Raw genomic sequence first — 22739 nt, forward strand, 5'->3', positions numbered from 1 at the left:
TTCCCGATTTTGCCAAAATGCCTGGACTCCACCTGCCGAGTTTTCCGATGTAGTAACTGACCTTCGCCCATGCCGAATACGCCGGCAAGAGTAAGCAGACCCGCAAAGAGCTGTTTCTGATCGAGATGGTTCAGGTGGTGCCGTGGAAGGGTTTGATTCCGTTGATCGGGCCGCATTACCCGAAGGGCGAAGGTGGTCGTCCGGCGTATCCGCTGATGGCGATGCTGCGCGTACATTTGATGCAGAACTGGTTTGGCTACAGCGACTCGGCGATGGAGGAAGCGCTGTACGAGACGACCATCCTGCGCCAGTTTGCCGGACTGAGCCTGGAGCGCATTCCGGATGAAACCACCATCCTCAACTTCCGCCGCCTGCTGGAGAAACACGAACTGGCTGCCGGCATCCTGGCTGTGATCAATGGCTACCTGGGAGACCGAGGTTTGTCGTTGCGCCAAGGCACTATCGTCGATGCCACGCTGATCAATGCGCCAAGTTCGACCAAGAACAAGGACGGCAAGCGTGACCCGGAAATGCACCAGACCAAGAAGGGTAACCAGTACTGTGTGTCACGAACACAGGTCGTATGACCTGTGATGCTGTACCGAAGATGGAAGTAGGCCTTCCGAAGTCGGCTTGCAGGAGCAGGCTTCAAACCACCCGGTGCTGCTGCATCCAAAAGGTGCGGTGGTGAGCGACCGAGGAAAAGTCATCCCATGATGATGGCAGGTGAGTATGGAGAAGATGAGCGAGAGCAAACCGTCCGATGACGCATCGTTATTCCCTAAAGTGCTGTCGAAACTGAGGTTGAGTATTGGCTTCAGGACGAGTTGGGGCGTTACCTGCTTACGGCCCCAGTGGCAGCCGGTGTAAAGGCGGCATGATCTTCATACAGGCTTGGGTACGGAACGTGAGAACCTTGTTCCAGATGCAAAGGAAAATGACAAATGGCTAAAACCATGAGGAAGAATACCAATGCTGGAATAAGGGGCGGAGCCTCCTGTAGTAGTGATGAAGGCTTTGTAATGAAGCTGGAGCGAAGGGGAGGCGTTATCCTGTCAACGAACGCCGCCAACCTCAGGGGATGAGCGGTGTGAGTTCGAACAAACCTTACAACATAGCGAAGCGCGTGATATGGGAGGCCTATCAGCAGGTCAGAACCAACCGGGGAGCTGCTGGAATCGACGATGAGACCATTGCCGATTTTGAGCGGAACCTGCCGAAGAATCTTTACAAGCTATGGAATCGAATGTCGTCGGGGTCTTATTTCCCGCCGCCGGTCAAGGCTGTTGAGATACCGAAGGCATCGGGGGGTATACGCAGGTTGGGAGTGCCGACGGTCAGCGACCGTATCGCACAAACTGTAGTCAAACTCCTCATCGAGCCAAAGCTGGATGCGCTTTTCCATCCGGACTCATATGGATACCGACCAGGACGTTCAGCCAAACAGGCCATAGCGATCACACGCGAACGCTGCTGGCGATACGACTGGGTGGTGGAGTTTGATATCAAGGCGGCTTTCGATCACATTGATCATGAACTGCTGATGAAAGCGGTGCGAACCCATATCAAAGAGGATTGGATACTGCTGTACATCGAACGATGGCTGGTTGCTCCATTCGAGGCAGCAGATGGCGTTCGCATTCAACGCGAACGTGGCACCCCGCAAGGCGGCGTGATCAGTCCCATGTTGATGAATCTGTTCATGCATTACGCCTTTGACGCATGGATGCAACGAAATAGCCCAAACTGTCCTTTTGCCCGGTATGCCGATGATGCGGTAGTGCATTGTCGTAGCCAGAGGCAAGCAGAACACGTGATGCGTTCAATCGCTTCACGTCTAGCGGTTTGTGGCCTCACGATGCATCCCGAGAAATCGAAAATCGTGTACTGCAAGGACAGCAATCGACGCGCAGGGTATCCGCATGTGAGCTTTACCTTCCTTGGTTTCACTTTTAGACCTAGGAAGGCAATCGGCCAGCAGAACAAGCTTTTCACCAGCTTCCTTCCGGGAGTCAGTGCGCAAGCGTTGAAGCGGATGCGGCGAGCAGTGCGCGAGTGGCGGGTCAGCCGCCAAACTCATGTGACGCTGGCTGCTGTGGCTCGGCTTTACAACCCAGTGATACAAGGTTGGTGGCAGTACTATGGCGCGTTCTATCGGACGGCCATGCTTGGTATCTTTCGACATATCGATAGCGCGCTCAAGCGTTGGGCCGGTCGTAAGTACAAAATACTTCACGGGCGCAAGCGGCGTATATCTGAATGGTTGGACACGGTGCATAAGGCTGCCCCTCGACTGTTTTATCACTGGCAAGTAACCGAGCAACAGGTTGGATAACGGGAGCCGTATGACGCGAGAGTGTCACGTACGGTTCTGCGAGCGGCTACGGGGGCAGTTCCTGTGGCCGACTCACCACTTCGGCATGAAGGCCCACATCGGTGTGGATGACGAGTCGGGGCTGGTGCATAGCGTGGTTGGCACGGCGGCCAACGTGGCGGACGTCACCCAGGTCGACAAACTGCTGCATGGCGTGGAGAACGTCGTCTGCGCCGATGCCGGTTACACCGGGGTCGAAAAGCGCTCAGAACATGCGGGCCGCGAAGTGATCTGGCAGGTCGCGGCGCGTCGCAGCACATACAGAAAACTCGGCAAGAACAGCCCGCTCTACAAAGCCAAGCGCAAGATCGAAAAGGCCAAGGCGCAGGTGCGGGCCAAGGTCGAGCACCCATTCCGGGTGATCAAGCGCCAGTTCGGTTACGTGAAGGTACGCTTCCGCGGCCTGGCCAAGAACACCGCGCAGCTGATGACACTGTTCGCACTGTCGAACCTGTGGATGGCACGTCGACATTTGATTGCCACCGCAGGAGAGGTGCGCCTGTAATATGGGAAATGGCCATTGCGAGATGCTCGCGACGGCCAAAAAAGGAGGATTGAGTGGGCTATCTGTCCGGTTTTTGATCGATTGTCCGCTTTCAAAATCGGCAAGGGCTGAAGTTGGCGCGAAATATCCGGCTACTTCAGACCTTCCCTCGGTGATATTGGTTCTGCTTTTAACGATATGCCATTGTCGTGCCCGGTAGAAGGTAATTAGGGATTAAGCTGTACGATGGTGTGAGTATTCGGCGGTCACCCAGCCGAATACTTGATTATGTACGTGCCCTACAGCCTACGGAAGGCTGTTCTCTTATGTTGATCTTATTTGATGGATGCTTGAATATCGTCAGTACGGGAAGTGTCCCATGCCGAAGGTTCGTGCTCTGGTTGGCTTTATACGCAGATATTGCTCCTCCTTGGCTAGATAGCGCATTGTGTTTATGACGTTTTCGCAAGCCTGCGTATCGGCTCGCTTAATGGTGCCGATTCCGAGTTTTGTATATTTTTGTTTGTCTGCGTTGCAGTTGAAAAAGTAACCCCGTCCACCCGTTATTTTCTCCCAGAGAGCGCCTATCTCCTGCGCCTTGTGCCAGTCACTATAAACGTGCGCGCTGTTAAAGAAGAAGGCAGTATGGATGTGGAAGCCTTTGTTCTTGCCTTGCTCTACAGACCAAATATAGCCAGTTTCATATTCGAAGATCGGATTGCGTTCGCGAGATCTAATCAGAGTTGCTAAGTCTTTGAATAGATCTTCGATACGTAGTAAAGGGTCAACTATTTCCAAATAATGAAGGTCTACTCGAACGACGACAGTACGTGAGTAGCGGTTAAGTACTGCGCGGGTGTAGGTTTCCACGTCCGCTTCGCGCTGTCGTGCTTGGTAACTACGGTCACTCGCTTTGCGCCTGTATCCAGGCTCGCGCGTTAGCTGCCTGACTCTGTTTACTAACTTGTTCATAGAACTGTGAAAGCTGAGGTAATAAAGGCCCGTAGGGTCTAGGCATACGGGACCAACTGGGCTGCGCTCAAGACCGACTTCACTACAAGCTCTCCAAAATAATTTGAGGTGCTCACTATATTCGTAGTGGTCCGTGTGGATGCTGAGCAGATGCTGAATGTTGAAGAAAAGCCCAGACAGGCTGCTGAGCTCTATGTGCTCATAACCAGTGGTGCTCTCGGTAATATGAAAGGCTGGTTCGCTAGTGTTCTCAATCATCTTGACGATATTTTCGATCTGAATCGAAGCTCGTGATTGCGAAGTGTTGAATGGTGCTTTTGGGGTTTTGTTGTTCATGAAAGTTACTGATAAGTTGTGAAGACCATATCAGTAACTTGTTGTGTGGGATTTTACTGGCTCCAGTGCTTTGCATGTGAGTGCGTGCTATTTTTTAAGTTATTGTTTCTTCTGGTAAGCTGTATTGTTAGATTGATGTGGATCAAAAGCTGGCCCAATATAAATAAAACCAAGTTACATTTTATTTTTTTATCGTGATGTTGGGGTGTCGGCCTGTGAGTTTGTCGTGTTTCTTTGGGGGATTACAAGTTTATTTGTGTGGGAGTTATCTGAGATCGCGATCGACAATCAGAGGTGACAAAAAATCGTGGAGGAGCCAGTATCGACAGCCGTTGATCTGTCCAAGCAGGGATATACTAATCGGCACCAACCAGAGCCAAAGGGCGTACCTCCAACCGTAAGCGCGCCATGAACCCCACATTCAAGACGCTTGGCTGATCCCGGATGCTGTGCTCCCGATTTCTTTCTGGAGCCCGCCCGCCATGATGCGCCCCGACGCCAAAGTGGAAAAAGTCTACCTCTACCCCAAGCCCGTAGACTTTCGAAAATCCATCGACGGCTTGGCCGCCCTGGTCGAACTGGACATCAAGGTGGCCGTGTTCGACCCTGTGCTCTTCGTCTTTCTGAATCGCCACCGTAATCGAGTGAAAATACTTTATTGGGGTGTGTCACGAACGCTGGCGTCAGCCAGCGATGCTGTATCAAAGATGGGAGTAGGTCTCCCGAAGTCTGCTTGCAGGAGCTGGCTTCAAACCACCCGGTGCTGCTGCGTCCAAAAGGCGTGGTGGTGAGCGACCGTTGGAAAAGGCGCCAATGAAGGCGTCAGGTACGTATTGAGAACCCGAAGCCATTTCGGTGGCACAAGAAGGCCGAGGACATCCTTGCCTCAGTCGCTCGCGCGGCGCGAGCGCTGGGCAAATGATTTTCAGTGGTATTTCTGAAACACCACACTAGCATCACAGCCAATGGCAGTCTATTGGACATTGTTAGTGCTCAAGGCAATCCCTTCCCGCCCCAGTTGTTTGACGCTGTACATGGCCTGGTCCGCCGCCTTGAGCAACGTATCGAGGCTCTGGCCATGGATCGGGCATAGCGAGACTCCGATACTGCAGGAGACGAACAGTTCTCCTGCGGTTGTCACGATAGGCTTCCCGATAGCCTCCAGCATCCTCTCCGCCATGATCGCCGCATCCTTGGGGCTGGCAAGATCCGTCATCAGAACAACCAATTCATCCCCCCCGTAGCGCGCTACGGTGTCACACGAACGTACTTCCTGAAGCATGCGATCAGCCACAGCACGGAGAACCTGGTCGCCGAGCTCATGGCCGTACTTGTCGTTGATTTCCTTGAAATGATCCAGGTCGATCACCATCACGGCAAACGAAACCCCATGTCTTTTCCAACGCGAGAATGCCTGATCGAAGCGATCGGCAAAAAGGTAGCGGTTGGGCAGTTGGGTGAGCACATCGTGGGTTGCGAGATAGGCCGAGCGCTCGTGCTCACGCTCGGCAATTTTAATAGCCTTGAAATGCCGAATCAGTACAATCGGCATGAGAACGAGGGCCACGGCTAAAGCCGCCAAGATCATCAGCGTTTCCTTAGTAAGGACATCCGTTAGACGCAACTGGCGCTCAAACAACAAGGTCATGGGTTGCGAAGCACTCCTGATCTCGACTCGGTCGTTCAGACTCGGTAGGAATAGACGGTCCAAGAAGTCAACCTGCTCGGTCTCCGTTGAAAACACATTGTTTTCAGAACCGGCAGCGGTCTTCAGGACGGCACTGATGCCAACCAAGGGGTCTACATTCGCATGATTCACGGCCTCCAGTAACGAGCCCGTCTTGATTAATAGCAACGCCACCATGGTACTGCCGAAAAAATTGGGCCGAGAATGCTCTCGCGCCTGTTCCGGTCGACTGACTGATTGCATCAGAATGTAGGCGTTCCCGCCTTCATACATCGAGAACACCGGCGATACGACAGGCTTCAGATTATTCTGGGTCTGGGCCAGCGCGTAGGACAGATAGCCGACGGTTTCCAGTTTTACGCCGTATATCGCATTGGCTTCCGAGCGTACCGGATACATGAACAGCACAGGCCAAGTCTTGCCGAGATATACCTGGCGCTGGGCAGGTTGGTGGGTAAGACTCGGGAAATCCTTAAACTCAAAGTCCGGTCGCCAGGTGCGGCGCAACAGCGCTGCAAAGGCCGTCTGCTCGGACATGGGCATCCCCCGTGCTACCTCAAGCATGTAAATATGAGGGTACGCGGCCAAAACGGTTGCGGCATAGTGGGCCGCAGCATCCGCGTCACTCTGATCGACAGCCTGGAGAAATGCTGAGAAGCCCGCCAAGACAGCTTCATTGCTATCCAGTTGATTGCGCACGTCACTGGAAATATTCTGCACGTATTCGGAGAAGCGCGTTTCCCAGCGGTGAATCTCGGATTTCAACAGCAACTGGGCCGAGAAACCAATGAGGCCGACGGCCAAGATGATCAATCCCACGAGAGAACGCCGGTGATTAGTCAGCATCATTCCTATCCCACAACGCGTAAATGGCACATCGTGCCTTGGCCAGTTTCTATCAAGTCTATTGGAACTGAGACTGGATGCCTCGGATGCTGGTGATTGCTTGGGAGCATTGGGCTCACCGAAAAATTAAGTCGGCAGAACCTCTGCTTCTGGTTGATTGAAGCCATCTCATTACTCATTGCCAAGATGCATGTGGGTATCCAGTCGTTAGCTGGACTTAACGCAAAAAAATAAAGTGCCTCGTCAGCCGCCTCGGTGGCGGCCTTTGGACTCAGCCAAAGGCAACCATAGAGGCGGTTAGCCATTTTTTTTACAAATATCCTCGTTCGGCCAACGACACGCAACCTTCATGGCCAACCACCACATGATCCAATAGGCAGGTGCCGACCATGTTCAGAGCGTTCTTGAGGGTGATGGTCAGGGTCCGATCGGCTTGGCTGGGTTCTGGGTCACCGGAGGGATGATTGTGAACCATAATGACGGCCGCAGCATTGTGCTCCAAGGCGATCTTGACCACCTCTCTCGGGTATACGCTCGCGCCATCCAGAGTGCCTCTGAACAGTTCTCTAAAGCTTATGACCCGATGTTTTGAGTCGAGCAGCAGCAGGGCAAAGACTTCATACTCGTGGTACTGCAGCAGGGTTTGTAGGTGACTGAACACCTGCTTCGGCTCAGTCAATGCCCGGCCTTTAGACAGACGACTCATGGCCAGTTGTTGCGCCATCTGCAGGATGTCGGCCTCGGTGACGGGTGATTCCATGACGTAGGTGCCACTCGCTTCTCCGACTTTGAGCTTGTGATATTTCATGACGGTATTCCTGTAAGAATGGGGAAGGCTGGGGAGGTTGAGCAGAGCGTTACTGGACGGAAGGCCTAGTGCTGTGCTCGATAGCCTGAGCCTCCAGCTTCTGAGCCAGTGAGGGCTTTGACGGCGCTGCCGGTTGGGCCTCTGCCTTGCTGGGTGGGGTTTCAGCAGTGGGAAAGAACTCCTCGACAATGGCGCCACTGTCCTCCTCGCTGTCTTCAAAAGCGCCATTGTTAAAACCTTGCCGGGCTGCGTGATCCAAGGCGCTCTGGTCAAAGCCCGAGGCTTGCCTGGTTTCCTCCAGTTGCTTGGCGGCCAATAGGGCGTCTTCTAAACTCAGTCCACTGCGCACCGTGATATCGACGTAGAAGATCGGCGTGCCGTGGCTCTGACGGGTGGATTTGCCACGCAGACGCAGCTCCAATGGCAGGCAGGCCAGGCGATTGCCAGAGATGGCTTGCAGGTAATGCAGGCGCGCTGCCAAGGTGCGGATGCTATTGAATCCAGTGGTGCGGAAGACAAAGCTGCCCAGTGGGTCGTCATCACCAATCACCACGTTTAGCCGACCGTAAGGCTTGCAGGCATTGCCTTGGGCCAGTGGGCAGCCATCGGGTGAAGGGCAGGGCAGCGACTGGATACCGTCCTTGGTCAAACGCTTGCAAGTTTCACCATTGCCGACGCACAACGGCCTGCCGGTAGTACGGTCGAACAGGCTGTAGTCCGCGCGGAAGTTGAGGTCCGGTTCGTTGAACAGCAAACGAATCGGAATGCTGCGCAGCTTGCCGTCCTGGCCATTGCGCAGTTCCTCATTGAGTGGGTGCAGCAGCCAGCCGTCTCGGCTTTGGACTTGCGAGGTGATGGTGAACTGATCGTCCTTCTCCGGCAGGCGCTTGCCGTTTTTCTCGACGACTTTGCCGATGGAAATGCGACCGAGCACCGGCGGGGTGATGGCAAAACCTTTGAGCATGGCGGTTATCCTTGATCTGAAAATAAAAAAGCCACCGGGACATGAGCGGTCCGGGTGGCTAGGGTGAGCAGGTTGTTTCAGGCGATCAGGAAGCGACGAGTGCCTGCTTTGGCCTTGGGGTAGCGAGCCTGCAGGTAGGGCTTGTCTTTGAGCATCTGTTCGACATCCAGACCAATGCTGTCCTTGGATTTCTTCCAGCTGATGTAGCCCTCGGCAAACTCTGCACGGGTGGCTTCCCCCATGGCCTGCTGCAGAACCTGCTTGAGCTGCGCCTCACGCGTTTCCTGCTGAGCAATGTGCTGACGAACAGACTTGAGCTCCAGGAAGGTGCTGGTCAGTTCCGTGTGCTGGCTGAAGTCCAGAGTCTTTCCGTTATCCTCGGGGTAGAGGCAGCGCAATGCCGCTTCCGCAGACGCTGTGCCATCGGCCGGTGGAGGGGTGTCGCTGACGACGTAATCCCAGAACAGCCGTTCCAGATCAATCAGCCGAGCAATCAGTGCCTCGTCGCGGGTGATGCGATGGATTTCCAGATGCTGACCACCGAGCAGGACCGCCACATCAGCGGCCTGCTTGCCAGTGACGGCGAGCTGGTGCATGACTTGCAATTGCACATACTCGGGCACGCCCTCTTTCCAGAGGCGTGCCCCGTTTATGCCGGCAGTCTTGCACTCTAGGATCTGCACATCGTCGGTACCGATCACCTCGCGGTCGATATTGGCGAGCATCCAGGGCAGCGCCGGATCGGGATGCTGCAGCACCGCGTTGATCCGTCGGACCTTGTGCTGGCTGCGCTTGCTGTAATGCCAGGCCACGATAGGCTCCAGCACATTGCCCCAGTACAGCGGGCTTTCCTCATCGTGAGGATCGACCTTGGGCATGCTGGCATCGCGACCGGTCTTCTCCAACCACAGCTCAAGCTGCGACTTGTAGGGATTCAGACCCACCGCAGCGGCAGCATCCGAACTGCCGATGCCTTGCTTGCGGATCTGCAACCAGTCCTCGCGGGGCAGCTCCTTGGTGCTGACCAGGCGCAGGGCGGGGCGTTTCTGGCGGGTGCTGCTATTCAATGACGTTGCTTTCATCGTCTTTACCTGCTGGTATAAAAAACGCCCGACCAGCACATGGCTGACCGGGCGCAAGGGGTGAGGTAAGTAAGGGTTAGGCGGCGAGTTGCAGAGCGGCATCCAGGGCGCGTTGTTTGATCTGTGCTCCCTGACCGAACCATGCCGAGTCCAGGCGGTACTCGTTACTGCGGGCACGGCGCTCGTGGTCGACGTACTCGGTCACGGCATTGAGCAGGCCCCAGGCAGTGCCGCGTGCTGAGTCCAGTTGGCTGCCACGACCACGGCCCTCGTACAGTTCCTGGACCTTGCGTAGGGCGCGCTCGTTGGGCAGTTGCTCCGGCAGAGCGCCGGTCGGGCTGGTCTCACACATCACGGTCATGAAGTAACCCAATGCTTCATGCCATTGCACTTTGCGTTCGGCCAGTGCTCGCATGCGGTACATGAAGTCGTCCCATTGCGAAACGGCGATACCGAGTTGCTTCTTCACTATCTTCGGATCGAAGCGGGTGTTGTGTGGCACCTTGATCGCCCGGCTGCTGCCATCGAGGGCGATGGTCAGGGTGTTATTGCAGACTACCCGCACGGTGGTTGGTGTTGCCGTGGTGGCCAGGGTGCCATCGCAGGAGGTCGCCAACAGCAGATAGCCATTCACCTGATCGTTACCCCTGAGTTCTGTGCCTTGCCCGGTACGTGCCAGCGCCCAGAACTTGCGCCCACCCTTGAGTACGCCGGCCGTTTCCAGCTCGTATCCGGAGGCCTCGGTCAAGTCGCGATAAAACTCCAACACTTCACGCGGCTGTACGGTGTGATAGCGCTGGGAGACCACCGAGAGCGGAGCTTTGGTGTCGGAACGGTAGAGCACTTTCTGTTCGGGGAAGGAGTGGATAGTGCCAAGGTGACCGACAGTATCCGACTTGAAGTGCACTGGGCTTTCCTGGATCTGCCAGTCCATGCCAGCTTCACGTTGCCAGACCTCGATGGGCTGCTTCTGGGGGAGTTGATTGCCCAGGCCATGCCACGGGGTAGCGCCAGCGTAGGCCATGGTTTCTATGAGATGTGCCATTAGAGAGCTCCTTGTCGGAACGCGCAGCATTCAGCATAGCGCCCGGCCCTTGTGGGATGGGTGCTAAGCCATGCGGCTATGTGATAAGGGGAGGGGATCGGATGATGCGATTAGGTGAGGTGTGCAGGATCAGTGCTCGGCTTGGGAGAATGCCTGGCCGCAGTTAAGGCATTCGTAGTTGTCGAGAACTCGGGCATCAATCTCTTCGCCCATTTTGGCTCCGGCCAAGCCACCAGCGGTACCGCCTGCTAAGCCACCGAGAATCGCACCCGCCAAGCCACCGAGAGTCATTCCTATCGGACCAGCAATAGCTCCCAGTGCAGCGCCAGATTGTGCGCCAGTCATGGCGCCTGCAACACCGCTTGCAGTGCCTCCGACCGTACCGGCGATGCCGCCGAGCTTACGAGCATGGTTGCGAGCGAAAACGCGCAGAGAACCACATGAAGGGCAGCAAATAGGCATAATTCGGACTCCTGTAAAACTTAAAATTAAATAGAAGGCGCAAGCGCTAATTGCTTGCTCTCCATTGCGTAATACAGGTTTGAAATTATTTTGATTAAGATTTTTATGATTGCAGCTACGGCAGAGTCGTAGCTGTGTGATCAAGGCCTTGAATATGCCTGGTTTTTACGGCGCTGCCGTATAAATCAAATTGTAACTTTCCTATTCTATTTTTCTGGGTTTGCTTTTATTGGTCTCATAGTCCGGCTGGTGGTGAAGGATAGCTGACGGCGGTTTTCGCAATCTATTGATTAGATGCTTTTAAGTCCGGGTTCCATTGCAATGGTATGGTACGGCGTTGCCGTGCCTCATTTCAACAGCATGGGGTTAGTTAAATGAGCTATAGCGATTATTGGCGTCGTAAATTTCTCGCCGAACATCCTGAGTATGAGCAACAGTCTGAGGAGCTTCGGTATGAGTCGATGGAGTCATCTCTATCTGTACGGGCTGCTCCGCTCCCATGGCATGCGAGGGTAAATACAGCGCCGGAGACAAATTGCACATTACCTTTACCTGGAGCTGCTTCGTCTAATTTCGAGGTCTCGGAGATCTTCCTGCATAAACGGCCAAAGATGTGTCACGGCGTCACGCTAGACTCAAGCATCATCAGGCTTGCATGTTGCTTGCGCCAACGCTTGAAGCTAACCCAGCAAGAGCTCGCTGCGCATTTGGGGGTCAGCGCTCGCACGCTGCAGGACTGGGAGCAGGGGCGACGTCGGCCCACTGGGCCTGGAAAAGCCTTACTGCAGTTGTGGATCGACCGCCAATCAGTGGCCCCCTGAGTCGTTCTGACTGAGAGTCAACGTTTTTCCTGGCTATGGGGCGACTGGTTTCCAAAGGACGGAAGGGATCTGAACGGCAAGCAAGGCTGCTATTCCTGCTATTAGTAGCAGGAATAGCAACTGCAATGGTGGTCCCGGCTAAATCCGGTGGGGCGGGGACAAGCTGCTAGGATGAGAATTTCCAAATCACAGAAATCATAAGATGTCAATACATCTGCTTGGTGTTGGAAAACCCATTTAGCACCCCTGACGACTCCGAGTGGCACTGACTGTAGAGTCCTTCCCTATTGAGTTCGCAACTGAAGAGGGCGTGGTGATGGGCAACGAAAGTAGTGGTAAATCAACGTTAAGAATTTTACGCATTCGGCAGTTGCGAGAGTGCATTGGGCTGAGTAGATCTACAATTTATGACCGGCTAAATCCAATGTCGCCTAGATACGACAGTACATTCCCAAGACCAATTAAACTAGGAAAGTTTGCGGTGGGTTGGGTTGAGGAAGATATATATCGGTGGATTGAATCTAGGATCGAAGAGGCCAGAAAGATTTTATCGTGATCTCTGAAGGTGTTTAATTTATGAGTTTCTCTAGCTTTGGGTCTTGGGGGGCCTCTGCTTTGGAGGAAGGCTTTCCAAGGTATATGTCTTTACCGGTGATAGTGAGTGCAGTGGATGAGGCGGAAGGGCATATAAAGGCCCCGAGGGCACTCGTTTTTTCATCTGCTCTGACGGCGATCGCTACAGCTTCTCAAGGTTTGATTGATGTTTGTAAGCCGAATGGGCAAATAGTTCCAGCATCGCTGATGCTGCTGACGATTGCGAACTCTGGAGAGAGGAAGTCTACGGCGGAGAATATATTTCTTAGAGGAGTTCGCCATTTTCAGGATGAAAAGGATTTGATTTATCTTAAGGAGCTTTCTGATTGGAATGCGAAGTGGTCAGTCTGGGAGGCTCGCCGGAAGGCCATGTTGAAGGAAATACTTCATTCAGCTGATGAAGAGGAAAGTGAGGAATATCGGATATTTATGGCGCATATGGGTAGTGAGCCGGTCAAGCCTAGACGTTTTAAGTTGATTTACGAAGATGCTACTTCAGAGGCTTTGTTTTTTGGGTTATACCAGAATATTCCTGCAGCAGGGCTAATTTCTAGTGAGGGTGGGGGAGTGTTGACTGGCAAGGCATTTAATGATTTGTCGAAGCAGAATGCCTTGTGGAGTGGGGATGCAATAACTGTTGATCGAATAACGTCTGAAAGCTACGAGCTAAGAGCTCGTCTGACGGTATCGATAATGGTTCAAGAAAAAACTTTCTTGAGTTATATGGCGAAGAACGGAGAGATATCACGGGGATCTGGTTTGTGGGCTAGGTTTTTGGTTTGTAATCCAAGATCGACCCAGGGAACTAGGTTGATTGGTGGAGGGGTGGCCACTTGGAGTTGTTGCGAGAAATTCTCTGAGCGCATTGGGGAGATACTTAAAGAAAGTGTTGGATTTTTGATGGATCCTGCTAGGTCAAGGTTAGTGATTAGGTTTTCTCAGGAGGCGGCTCAAAAATGGATTGAAATTTTCAATGCGGTTGAGTCGGCTATTGGGCCGGGAGGAAGGTTTTTTGGCATGGGTGATCATGCGTCAAAGTTGGCAGACAATATTGCAAGGGTGGCTGCATTGTTTCATTTCTTTGAGAGAAGGAGTGGTGATATAGCTCTAGAGACCTTGGATGCTGCTGCCGATGTGTGCTTTTGGTACTCTGGCGAGTTTCTGCGTTTGTTTTCATCGCCGCCTCAGGAAGAGATCGACGCACAAGAATTGGATGACTGGTTGCAAGTATGGCGTGAGGCGGGTGAGCGATTTGTAGCAAAGAATATTATACTGCAAAAGGGGCCCTGGAAGTTGCGAAAAGTAAAGCGTTTAGATTCTGCTATTGAAGTGCTCACTGCGCAGGGTAAGGTTTCTCGGTCAAAATTTGGAAAAATCACATATCTCGATATTTTTCCTGAGTATTCGATAAGTAATTTTTCTTCTAGAACTATTATCTCTCCTTACAAGTCTTCAATTTAGGGGTATAGTTCCTGCGTGATGTTGTGTCGAGATCAGGGTAGGTGTCGATGTGTAAATTTGTTTTGATTATTTCGATTATGATAAATAGCCTGAAAGTCTCAGTCTCTTGCTGGTGTGTTGTAAGTTTTGCCGTTTCTTGTAAGTCGAGAGCGCCACCCGTTAGGATGGCGTTTCATTATAGGTTAAAATCGTTCACTGGAGGTTCTGGATGACGTCATCCACCGATCGGACCTCCACTAGCTGCTCTGCGTAAGTTTGCAGTTGATCCATGTCGTTTGAAGCTTCCAGCTTTTCAATTGCTGATGTCGGCAAATCCCCAAAGCGCTGCTTAAGTTGCAGAATTAATGTGGCTCGTACGCCTTCAATACGTCCCAGGGTGCGTGCGGCGTCTAGATCCATCTGGCGTGACTCTTCCGTATCCTGCTTGGGGAACGAATGGCGCAGGGAGTGTCCTAGCTGTAAGCGGTCTCCATTCAGCCGGCTGCGTTCTTGCACACCCCTTTTTTTGGAGATTTCGAACAGGACGTTACGCACTAGATGCTTCAAGTCATCAGGATTGGCGATATCTAGTATCTCGTATTCGCTATTGACTTTGAAGATGCGTGTTGCCATCTTGTCAGCTGCAGTGGTTTTGTCTAGTTTTTGGAAGTTAGGGTTTCTATAAAGCATGCCCTTAACCATGGCGTGAACAAGTTGCGTGGTAACATTGTTGGAGGGTCTTTGATTTTTAGTATTTCCTCCCTTTGCTGCCTTTACTCCATAATGCTTGCCCTCAAGGTTTTTGAGTGCTTCGAACATCGCCAAGTGACGATTGGCCACTGTCAAGGCTGTGATCATGTCCTCTACGCGAAGCTCGCATGTGGCGGTAGCTCCTGGCGTGCATTGTAGTAGCACGTAATTGTCGTGGAGAAACGTTACATAAACCGCTTGCTGTAGGGCAGCATTGGCATGCTTACCCAATTGATCTGCAATCGCGACCTTGCCCTGGCGGATGGTCAGGTCGACGTCCTTTTCTTTTTGCGGTTGGATCTCAAAGCTTTCTATCATTTCATAAAGTCTTTGCAGCTCTTGCGTGCGCAAAGATGGGGCTTTTTTCTGTAAGTCAAACACACGCTGAGCCAACTTTATAGCTTCGGTGCGTAATAGTGTCGCCGTACGCATGTATGGCATGTCTGGTTTCGATTCACGTTCATTCCGGAATGACATGTTCATGCTCCTCTTGTTCGTAGTGGCGTGGCTCAGCTTGAGGTAAGTTTCAGTAGCTCAGTCGACGTCCAATGAGATCAAGCGTTTGTTGCTAGAGGTCTCTTGTGGTTTCTGCGGGCGATAAAGGTGCAACAAGATCTACTCTGGAAGTGGGGTGGTGAAGGTCTGAGGTTATTTGGTGCAAATGTAATCCAAGCTTGTGCCAAGCGTCAGCCATTTCGTTTGTATAGCTGTGACGCTGATAGGTGCGTTTAACCTTGTTTTCTTCTGTGTGATTCAGACAGCGCTCTGCTACTTCAGGAAGTACTCCCAATGCAGTCATGATGGTGGCGCCGGTGCGCCTCAGATCATGTGGGGTCCATTTTCCTCCACTCAATAGGAGAGCTTGTGCTTTGGCGCTACGATTACTCATCACTCCCTGATCAGGCTGGCGCTGCCTGTCGCCAAGTTGCTTGGTTACGGTCTTGGAACAAACTGGGCCGCTATCTTCCGTGTTGGGGTAGCACCAAGCAGAGCGACTGTTGAGTGCTCTGGTTTTTTCGAATTGCTGAATAGCAAATGAAGAGAGCGTGACACTGTGCGCTTTACCGTTTTTGCTGTTTTCTGCCGGTATAAACCAAATGCCTTTGGTGAGATCGACGTGCTCCCAGCGTGCGTTGAGCAGTTCACCAATGCGACAGCAGGTGGAGAGGGCAATCCAAATTGCAGCTTCGGTGGACGGAAGTAGGCCGGCTTCAGGAGTGAGCTGGGCCAGGGCGCGGATCTCATCATCGCTCAGCACGCGGTCGCGTTCGACATCCTTGCCACCAATCTTGGCCTTGCGGATGCTGGCAGTCGGATCGTGCTCAATCAGATCTCGATCCACTGCGAACCGGAACATTTGTCGCATCAGGCTAAAGATCAGTTTGGCCATACGGTTGACGCCACGAGCGAGGAGGGCATCGGTCACTTCGGTGACGTGCCCTTTTTTTACGTCAGCCACGGCTATTTTGCCTAACAATGGCAAAACGTCCTTTTCAAACATACGGCGAACTTCGGCTCCACCATCCTTGCGGTTGATCAGGTCGACTGTGGCCCAGTGTTCGAATAGTTCGGAGACGCTTTTTCTTGCGGCCTGTCGGGCTTGTTCCGCTTCTGCGGCTGCTTTTTCTGCTGCTAGGCGAGCGAACTCGGCGTCCCGGGTGGCCACGCGCGCCGCCTCTTCAGCTTCAAAATGCTCCCGGATATCCCGAATTCCTGCCTTGTGCAGGCCGGCAAGTTCCTTCGCACGTTGGCCAGCTTCGGCCAGGGTCATGGTTCCCTCAAGCCCCTCACGGCTGTAGGTGCCGATGGGATAGGTGATACGTTCACCGATGCTGTTCGCGTAACGGAAATAAAAGAGGCGTTCTCCGCTGGTGGTGATGCGAGCAACCAGGCTGCCATGCCCCCAGATGGCAACTTCACTGAGCCACTTGTCACTGGCGCCGGGTTTGGCTGTCATTTGTCGATCTGTAATCTTGGCCATCTGGTTAGTTTTCCCGTTGCCAATTGGTTGCCAATTGAGATTCTCTGGTTGCCAATTCGTTGCCAATTGAGATCGGCTTTCCTCGAATCTCTTTGGGCTATTTTGGACGGGAAAATGGATAAATGCCAGTAAAACCAAGGGGTTGAGAATTCTGTTTCGGATCAGGCTGAATCAGATAGGATGGGGATTTACCTTTATGGGGTGCAAGGGGTAGAGTGTTCGAATCACTCCGTCCCGACCATTAAATTCAATGACTTAGCCCAGTTCGGAAACGACTGGGCTTTTTCATGTGCGTGACTTTTCGGGTGACTCGGCCTTTTTTTCACGCAGTCCCGTTTTTCTTCCGCTCAGGTCGCCTATGTATCACGCGCCGCGACCAACTGCCGCTGCAACAGCTTGCTAGCACTTTATTGAACTTACGGGGGACCTTGATCTTCAGCGGGCCTGCATCGAGTGCCTTCTGCGTTTGTGCTGCGCCACATAACCACGCTGGAGCCAGATCCAGAGGTTGGTGTAGCGCCCGCCGCTTTTGGCCCACTGGTAAGCCCTGAGGGCCAGGCACGGCTCGCGCAGCGGCATTCTCGAGACATCCTGGAGCGTTCGGCTGCCCGTCATCACTCACGCTGTGATCAGGCACATTGGCAATCAATGACTATGCTATGGCGTACCCACAAAGCGCTGTGCCTTGGTATCCGTCGTGTTGTTCTCTCAGCCATCACATGGAAGAGTAAGTCTATGAAGCCAATCCGTTCCCTTGCCTGCACTGTTGTTCTTGCTTCCATCATGTCCGCTACCAGCTTTACGGCCCTTGCCGCCGATGTGCCGTTGGGCGGTAGTGCGATAGAAGGCCATGTCGTTACGCATGTGCTGGCCGTTGATGCGGCGAATTATCAGGTCACTATTGAAGGCGCCGACAAAAAGCCGGTGACTATCCAGCTAACGGATCAAGCCAAGGCTTTGCACAATTTGAAGGTCGGCGACAACGTTGACATAACTGTTGTTCGCTCAATCGCCTACGTGCTCGACACCAATGTTGGGGGGGCGCCTGGTGTCAGCAATGAATCAATGACCACCCGCGCCGCCAAGGACAATCCTCATCCGGGTGGTGAGGCGGTTCGCCGGGTCAAGGTGACGTCGAAGATCACTCACATTGACTTGAAAAAACATGAAGTGACCTTGCTGCCTCCTGAAGGAAAAGTGACAGTCCTCAAGGTTGAGGATCCCGAACTCCAGGCTCGAATGAAGAACCTCAAGGTCGGTCAGACGGTCAATGTCATTTACACCGAAGTACTGAAGGTTAAAACCTCACGCTAGCCGTGCAGGCTGACAGGCAGAAGCCTGAACGCAGCAGTATGTGCGTGCCCGTACCGGACGAGGTACTCACCGGCGTGATACCTGCGTCTGGTTACGGCCTGAGTTTTTGGCAATGTAAAGCGCTTTGTCGACTCGCTCGATCAGATCCGGTAATGCTTCGTCAGGCTGGAGCTCACCCAATCCAATCGACAAGGTAATACAGCCCGCGTGTTCATGTTGGTTGTGCTGAATGGCCTTTCGGCAGCGTTCGGCCAGCGGCAGTGATTGGTCCAGGTCGCAGCCACTGAAAATAAGCAGGAACTCCTCGCCACCCCAGCGTATGACACTGTCGTTAGCCCTTAGTGCACCAATCATGCTGCGCGACACCGCTTTTAGGACAGTGTCGCCGGCAGTGTGTCCCCAGGTGTCGTTGACGTGTTTGAAGTGGTCAATGTCGGCCAGTGCGATCGACATGGGCAGCTTGCTACCACGAGATTGCATGTAGGCCTTTTCCAGTGCCAACTCTCCAGCTGCTCGGGTTAGTGCGCCGGTCAGTCCGTCGAAGCGCACCATTTCACGAAACATCTGCTCTTCGAGTATACGAGTGGTCAGGTCGCGAAAAATGCTCACGTAATGGGTGATGTTGTCTGCCTGGTCAGTGAGTGGGGTTATTGTCTCGTCACAGTAAATCAGTTCGTTGTTCTTGCTGCGATTAACAAAGGTGCCTTTGTAGGAGCGGCCCTTTTTCAGGGTCTCCCACATGTCTTTATAGAGTTCAGGATCTTGTTCTCCAGACTTGAGCATGTTCGGATTGCGGCCGAGCACCTCCGTAAGCCCGTATCCTGTGATCTTTTCGAAGCCTTTGTTGACGAATTCGATGGTGCCACTGGCGTCCGTGATAACGACGCCATCATCGGTTGCATTAAGTACGTGGGCGAACAGCTGGGTCGTATTTTGGGCGGCCATCAGGCTGCTGATGTCCTGCTGTATCGAAATGAAATGCGTGATTTCGCCGGCCGTGTTGTGTACTGGGGAAATATTCCACTCAACGGTGTAAGGGCGTCCATTCTTGCGGTAGTTGATTGTCGAGCCTTGAAAATGGGTGCCATCCCGCAGGCACTGGCGCAGCCGATCAATCACCTCGGGATTGGTCGCCGGCCCTTGGAGTATACGAGCGTTACGTCCCAGTAACTCATCTTCGCGATAGCCAGTCATTCGCAGGAAAGCTTGATTAGCGTAGAGAATACGATGCTCGCCTTCGTCAGCGTCTGTCAGTAAAACGGCATTGAATGACTGATCAAGTGCAAGTGCAATCACGCTCGGATCGATGTGACTGGCAATGGTTTTCATATGCGGGGAACACTCCCTGTCTGAGCCGGAGCTCGATGGTGGCAGGTTGTTGGTGCTGATGCAAAATGACGCAGTCGGCTGGGCGCGTTCGATGGTTATGGGCTGATAGGCCATCGCGCTCCGGTAATGAGCTGGATAATCGTTTTTTCACCTCAACATCTGCTCCAGAATGGTCTGTACCGGCCCGCGGGAGTCAGTTGCTGATACCATGCTCGCAGCTTCAATCGGGTGCCCGAGCTCAGGCTGCATCAAACGCTGGTGAGGTAGTCTTGGATGAATCTCTTGCTCAGTCGTTGAAGCTAATCGGCACCGCCCAGCAGCTCTCTAATCCGGGTGCGGCGTCTGTTGTCTGGTATTTTCCTTGGGGCATGTCATGAATGATTTTGAAAGTGCGTCCATAAGAGCGCTGGCCTTTCTGCGTCGCACGCTAGGCTTCCAGCTGTGCATGGTGACCCGAACCGAGGGCAACGACTGGACGGTATTGCACAGTGACGACCGGGGTTATGGTGTCGTTCCTGGCGACGTCTTCAATTGGGACGACTCCTTCTGCAGTGAGATGGTCAAGGGGCTTGGGCCAAACATTGCCTCGGACTCAAGCCAGGTCCCTGCTTATGCCGCTGCCGAAATAGGCCGGAAAATACCAATTGGAGCCTACATTGGCGTGCCGCTTCTGCTTGCGGATGGACGCTTGTTTGGGACGTTGTGCGGCATCGATCCTCAGTCCAAGCCCGATAGCATTTCCGAGCATCAGGGACTGATTGAGCTGGTGGGCGAAATGCTCAGCACGATTCTGCAGATGGAGCTCAGGGTCGACGAAGAAGAGAGGCGGGCTGAGCGTTATCAGGCTCAAGCGCTCACAGATGCGTTGACGGGGGTCTACAACCGTGCGGGATGGGTTCAGCTTCTTGCCAAGGAAGAAGCGCGCTACCAGCGTTATCGCCAGTCTTCTGTTGTGATCGTCGTCGATCTGGATGAGTTGAAGGCCATTAACGACCGCGATGGTCATGCCGCTGGCGATGTGTTGATCAAGCGTGCAGCGTTTGCATTGCAGAAGGCGTCCAGGGCTGAGGATATTGTCGCAAGGCTGGGGGGCGATGAGTTCGGCATCATTGGCGTCAACTGTGACTGGGGTGGTGGTCTGGCGCTGTGCGAGAGGATCAAGGAAACGCTTGAAGAGGAAGGCATCAAGGCGTCCTATGGACTTGCCGTGACCAACAAGACTGTCCGTATCTCCGAGGCGCTGACGATTGCAGACCGTGCAATGTATGAGCAAAAGCGCCAGCGCAAGTCTGCTGATGCCGAACGGCTTCAGGGTATGCACGGCGTGTAACAGCCTTATCCTGGAGCGTGCGCGCGCTAGGCGGGCACGCTCGGTGCGTTAGCTCAAACGCTTCAGGAAGTGATGGCAGGCAATCTGATAGTGGCGCTGCATGTAGAGCCGATGAGCCGCGCCCCGGTCAGTTCCAACACCGGAGTCAAGGTGAACGGCTGAACAGCCCAAGCGTTCTGCTTCTGCCTCTACCCAGGCAAGCAGCGCTGAACCGAAACCGTTTCCGCGCCATTGCGGGAGTGTTGCAATGTCGACGACGTAAAGCGACTTTCCTAACCAGAGGGAGTGCTGGATTCGATAACCCAATGCACAGACTGCATTGGGCGACTCATCGGTCCAAAGTCCGATCAGGTTGTAGCCATTCGGACGAAGAAACGCATCAACCTGAGTAACAATTTCAGTCGCAGAGTATCGCGGCCATAACTCGCATAGGGCCGCCGCAGCCATCGCTGTTTCACCGGCACTTACGGTTTTGATTGTGAAGGACATGAGTGTCTCCGTGGCTGTCCATGCAAATTTGACGGTTATTTCCCAGGCGGCCTGATTGCTAACACTTGTAGTTTGCTTCAATCAGTCTCCCCTTGGTGGCGTGAACATGCTTGATCAGCAACTTCTCCAGTTGCTCCCACAGTGCCGGTTCAGTACTGAATGCCACGTTGAAGCGCATCCAGCCTGTGGCTTGTGAGTCGACCATGAACAACTGCCCGGGGCCGAGCATGATGCCGTGTTTGAGGGCTTCGTCAACCAGCGCGGCACTGTCGGGAATGGCCGGGTGACGGGTCCAGATGTACATGCCTTCATCTGAATCGACAAACAATTCGAAGCCCAGCCGGGTGAGCTGGCGGCTGACTTCCTGTTGCGCTTCCGACAGGCGTTGGCGCATGCGCTTGAGGTGTTTGCGCCATCGGCCATCGGTGATAGCCGCATACACCACGCGTTCCATGACCTGTGAGGTGGTCAGGCCCGAACGCATCTTCAGGTGCAGCAATTGCTGCATCAGCGAGGGGTTGGCCAGCATGTAGCCGACGCGCACGTTGGGGGAGATGCTTTTGGAATAGCTGCCGACGTACACCACCTGTTGCAGATGATCGAGGCTGGTCAGGCAGGGCAGGGGCTCGGCGATCATGTCGGCGTAGAGGTTGTTTTCCACAATGCGAAAGCCGTGCTGCGAGGCGAGTTGCAGCAGGCGGTGCAATTGCACGAGGGGCGTGCGCGAGCAGGTCGGGCTGTGCAGGTGCGGCTGGGTGAAAAACACCGTCGGGCGGTGGTGCGCGAGTAGCCGTTCGAGGTGGTCCAGGTCATAGCCGGCCGGGGTGCGCGGTACACCGATCAAGGTGGCCCCCTGAAAGCGCAGGATGCTCATCAGGTTGGGGTAGCCGGGGTCGTCCACCAGCACCACGTCGCCCGGTTGTACCAGCGTGCGCACAGCCAGGTCCAGCGCCTGGCTGCCGCCATGGGTGAGCATCAACTGGGTAGGCGGCACGACGATGCGCAGGTCCTGCTGCAAGTTCTGGGCGGTGAGCGTGCGCAACTCCAGCAGCCCCATGGGGTCGCCATAGCCACTGAGCTCCATCACGCTGCTGGCAACCTGACGCAAGCCTCGACGCAGTCCGTCTTCGAACATCCAGTCGTTTGGCAGCCAGCCGCAGCCGGGTTTGAAGGCCAGTTGCCGGCTTTCAAAAATCTGCTGCAAGTACCACTCGGAGTTAAACGTGGGTTTGACCGGGCGCGGTTTGCTGGCTTGTGCGTTGATCCGCTCGTTTGCCGAGCGGTTGACGAAGAAGCCCGCATTGCCCCGACTGATCAGCAGGCCTTGGGCGACCAGACGGTCGTAGGCTTCGACTACGGTAAACGTGCTGACCGAATAGGTGGCGGCGAAGGCGCGAATCGACGGTACTTTTGCGCCGGGTTTGAGGGTGTTGTTCTCGATCAACTCACGCAGCCCATTGATGATCTGGTTGACCAATGGGGGCGATGCGTCGGGTCGTAATTCAAACATGGGGAAGCTGTGCCTTCAAATGAGCGTACCACCAAGCACCTGCAGGAAAACGGAGTGTGCTGCATCGGCGACCTGTACAGTGCAGTGACGATTTGTGCGCGCTGTGCATGGCTCTTGGCGT

Annotated in this window: 19 protein-coding genes and 3 pseudogenes; 9 read left to right on the forward strand and 13 right to left on the reverse strand. The window is 53.9% G+C overall.

What is annotated here, in order from left to right:
• Positions 1–56: 56 nt before the first annotated feature.
• The 3 pseudogenes from CS390_RS09765 to CS390_RS09780 all read left to right on the forward strand — a co-directional run.
• Positions 57–560: pseudogene (locus CS390_RS09765) on the forward strand (IS5 family transposase); the annotation flags it as partial.
• Between the two features lie 521 nt (positions 561–1081).
• A pseudogene (gene ltrA / locus CS390_RS09775) lies at positions 1082–2349 on the forward strand (group II intron reverse transcriptase/maturase).
• A gap of 59 nt (positions 2350–2408) precedes the next feature.
• Positions 2409–2879: pseudogene (locus CS390_RS09780) on the forward strand (IS5 family transposase); the annotation flags it as partial.
• A gap of 339 nt (positions 2880–3218) precedes the next feature.
• Here CS390_RS09780 and CS390_RS09785 read toward each other — a convergent pair.
• On the reverse strand, positions 3219–4166 hold the full coding sequence (locus tag CS390_RS09785) for an inovirus-type Gp2 protein (RefSeq protein WP_099774192.1): 948 nt from the start codon (positions 4164–4166) through the stop codon (positions 3219–3221).
• Positions 4167–4648: 482 nt separating this feature from the next.
• Between CS390_RS09785 and tnpB the strand changes: the two genes are divergently transcribed.
• A complete protein-coding gene (gene tnpB / locus CS390_RS09790; protein WP_070087263.1) occupies positions 4649–4957 on the forward strand; it encodes an IS66 family insertion sequence element accessory protein TnpB in 309 nt (102 codons plus the stop codon).
• 182 nt (positions 4958–5139) lie between these two features.
• On the opposite strand, the gene CS390_RS09795 is transcribed toward tnpB, so the two are convergent.
• From CS390_RS09795 to CS390_RS09820, 6 genes are all read right to left on the reverse strand, one after another.
• Entirely contained in the window at positions 5140–6699 is a 1560-nt protein-coding gene (locus CS390_RS09795) for a GGDEF domain-containing protein (protein ID WP_070087264.1), read from the reverse strand.
• A gap of 310 nt (positions 6700–7009) precedes the next feature.
• Positions 7010–7507 (reverse strand): DNA repair protein RadC, encoded by a 498-nt coding sequence (radC, locus tag CS390_RS09800; protein ID WP_099774193.1) that lies wholly within the window; start codon positions 7505–7507, stop codon positions 7010–7012.
• A gap of 49 nt (positions 7508–7556) precedes the next feature.
• Complete coding sequence (locus CS390_RS09805) at positions 7557–8471, reverse strand: hydrolase or metal-binding protein (RefSeq protein WP_099774194.1); 915 nt, start codon at positions 8469–8471, stop codon at positions 7557–7559.
• A 77-nt stretch (positions 8472–8548) separates the two neighbouring features.
• Positions 8549–9553 (reverse strand): YqaJ viral recombinase family protein, encoded by a 1005-nt coding sequence (locus CS390_RS09810; RefSeq protein ID WP_099774195.1) that lies wholly within the window; start codon positions 9551–9553, stop codon positions 8549–8551.
• Positions 9554–9629: 76 nt separating this feature from the next.
• Complete coding sequence (locus CS390_RS09815; RefSeq protein ID WP_099774196.1) at positions 9630–10598, reverse strand: DUF932 domain-containing protein; 969 nt, start codon at positions 10596–10598, stop codon at positions 9630–9632.
• Positions 10599–10727: 129 nt separating this feature from the next.
• Positions 10728–11204: a hypothetical protein gene (locus CS390_RS09820; protein ID WP_327192079.1), complete on the reverse strand. Its 477-nt coding sequence runs from the start codon at positions 11202–11204 to the stop codon at positions 10728–10730.
• Positions 11205–11671: 467 nt separating this feature from the next.
• On the opposite strand from CS390_RS09820, the gene CS390_RS09825 reads away from it, so the two are divergent.
• The 3 genes from CS390_RS09825 (at position 11672) to CS390_RS09835 (ending at position 13936) form a co-directional block, all read left to right on the forward strand.
• A complete protein-coding gene (locus CS390_RS09825; RefSeq protein WP_099774197.1) occupies positions 11672–11881 on the forward strand; it encodes a DNA-binding transcriptional regulator in 210 nt (69 codons plus the stop codon).
• 316 nt (positions 11882–12197) lie between these two features.
• Positions 12198–12437, forward strand: a complete 240-nt coding sequence (locus tag CS390_RS09830; protein ID WP_004574260.1) for an AlpA family transcriptional regulator — start codon at positions 12198–12200, stop codon at positions 12435–12437.
• 20 nt (positions 12438–12457) lie between these two features.
• Entirely contained in the window at positions 12458–13936 is a 1479-nt protein-coding gene (locus CS390_RS09835) for a YfjI family protein (protein ID WP_099774198.1), read from the forward strand.
• 192 nt (positions 13937–14128) lie between these two features.
• On the opposite strand, the gene CS390_RS09840 is transcribed toward CS390_RS09835, so the two are convergent.
• From CS390_RS09840 to CS390_RS24935, 3 genes are all read right to left on the reverse strand, one after another.
• Positions 14129–15148 (reverse strand): hypothetical protein, encoded by a 1020-nt coding sequence (locus CS390_RS09840; RefSeq protein ID WP_157767128.1) that lies wholly within the window; start codon positions 15146–15148, stop codon positions 14129–14131.
• An 85-nt stretch (positions 15149–15233) separates the two neighbouring features.
• Positions 15234–16646 carry a site-specific integrase gene (locus CS390_RS09845; protein WP_099774200.1) on the reverse strand — a complete coding sequence of 471 codons (1413 nt, stop codon included), beginning with the start codon at positions 16644–16646 and terminating at the stop codon, positions 15234–15236.
• A 435-nt stretch (positions 16647–17081) separates the two neighbouring features.
• Positions 17082–17225: a hypothetical protein gene (locus CS390_RS24935; protein WP_157767129.1), complete on the reverse strand. Its 144-nt coding sequence runs from the start codon at positions 17223–17225 to the stop codon at positions 17082–17084.
• Positions 17226–17381: 156 nt separating this feature from the next.
• Between CS390_RS24935 and CS390_RS09850 the strand changes: the two genes are divergently transcribed.
• Complete coding sequence (locus CS390_RS09850) at positions 17382–17960, forward strand: hypothetical protein (RefSeq protein WP_099774201.1); 579 nt, start codon at positions 17382–17384, stop codon at positions 17958–17960.
• 66 nt (positions 17961–18026) lie between these two features.
• Here the strand turns inward: CS390_RS09850 and CS390_RS09855 are convergent, their stop codons facing one another.
• Entirely contained in the window at positions 18027–19289 is a 1263-nt protein-coding gene (locus CS390_RS09855) for a sensor domain-containing diguanylate cyclase (protein WP_099774202.1), read from the reverse strand.
• A gap of 373 nt (positions 19290–19662) precedes the next feature.
• Here CS390_RS09855 and CS390_RS09865 point away from each other — a divergent pair, with 373 nt between their 5' ends.
• A complete protein-coding gene (locus tag CS390_RS09865; RefSeq protein WP_099774203.1) occupies positions 19663–20619 on the forward strand; it encodes a sensor domain-containing diguanylate cyclase in 957 nt (318 codons plus the stop codon).
• Positions 20620–20667: 48 nt separating this feature from the next.
• Here CS390_RS09865 and CS390_RS09870 read toward each other — a convergent pair whose 3' ends face one another.
• Complete coding sequence (locus CS390_RS09870) at positions 20668–21108, reverse strand: GNAT family N-acetyltransferase (protein ID WP_099774204.1); 441 nt, start codon at positions 21106–21108, stop codon at positions 20668–20670.
• 58 nt (positions 21109–21166) lie between these two features.
• Entirely contained in the window at positions 21167–22618 is a 1452-nt protein-coding gene (locus CS390_RS09875; RefSeq protein ID WP_099774205.1) for a PLP-dependent aminotransferase family protein, read from the reverse strand.
• Positions 22619–22739: the final 121 nt, after the last annotated feature.

The sequence above is a fragment of the Pseudomonas sp. HLS-6 genome, assembly GCF_002753995.1.
In the GTDB taxonomy this organism is placed as follows: Bacteria; Pseudomonadota; Gammaproteobacteria; order Pseudomonadales; family Pseudomonadaceae; genus Aquipseudomonas; species Aquipseudomonas defluvii.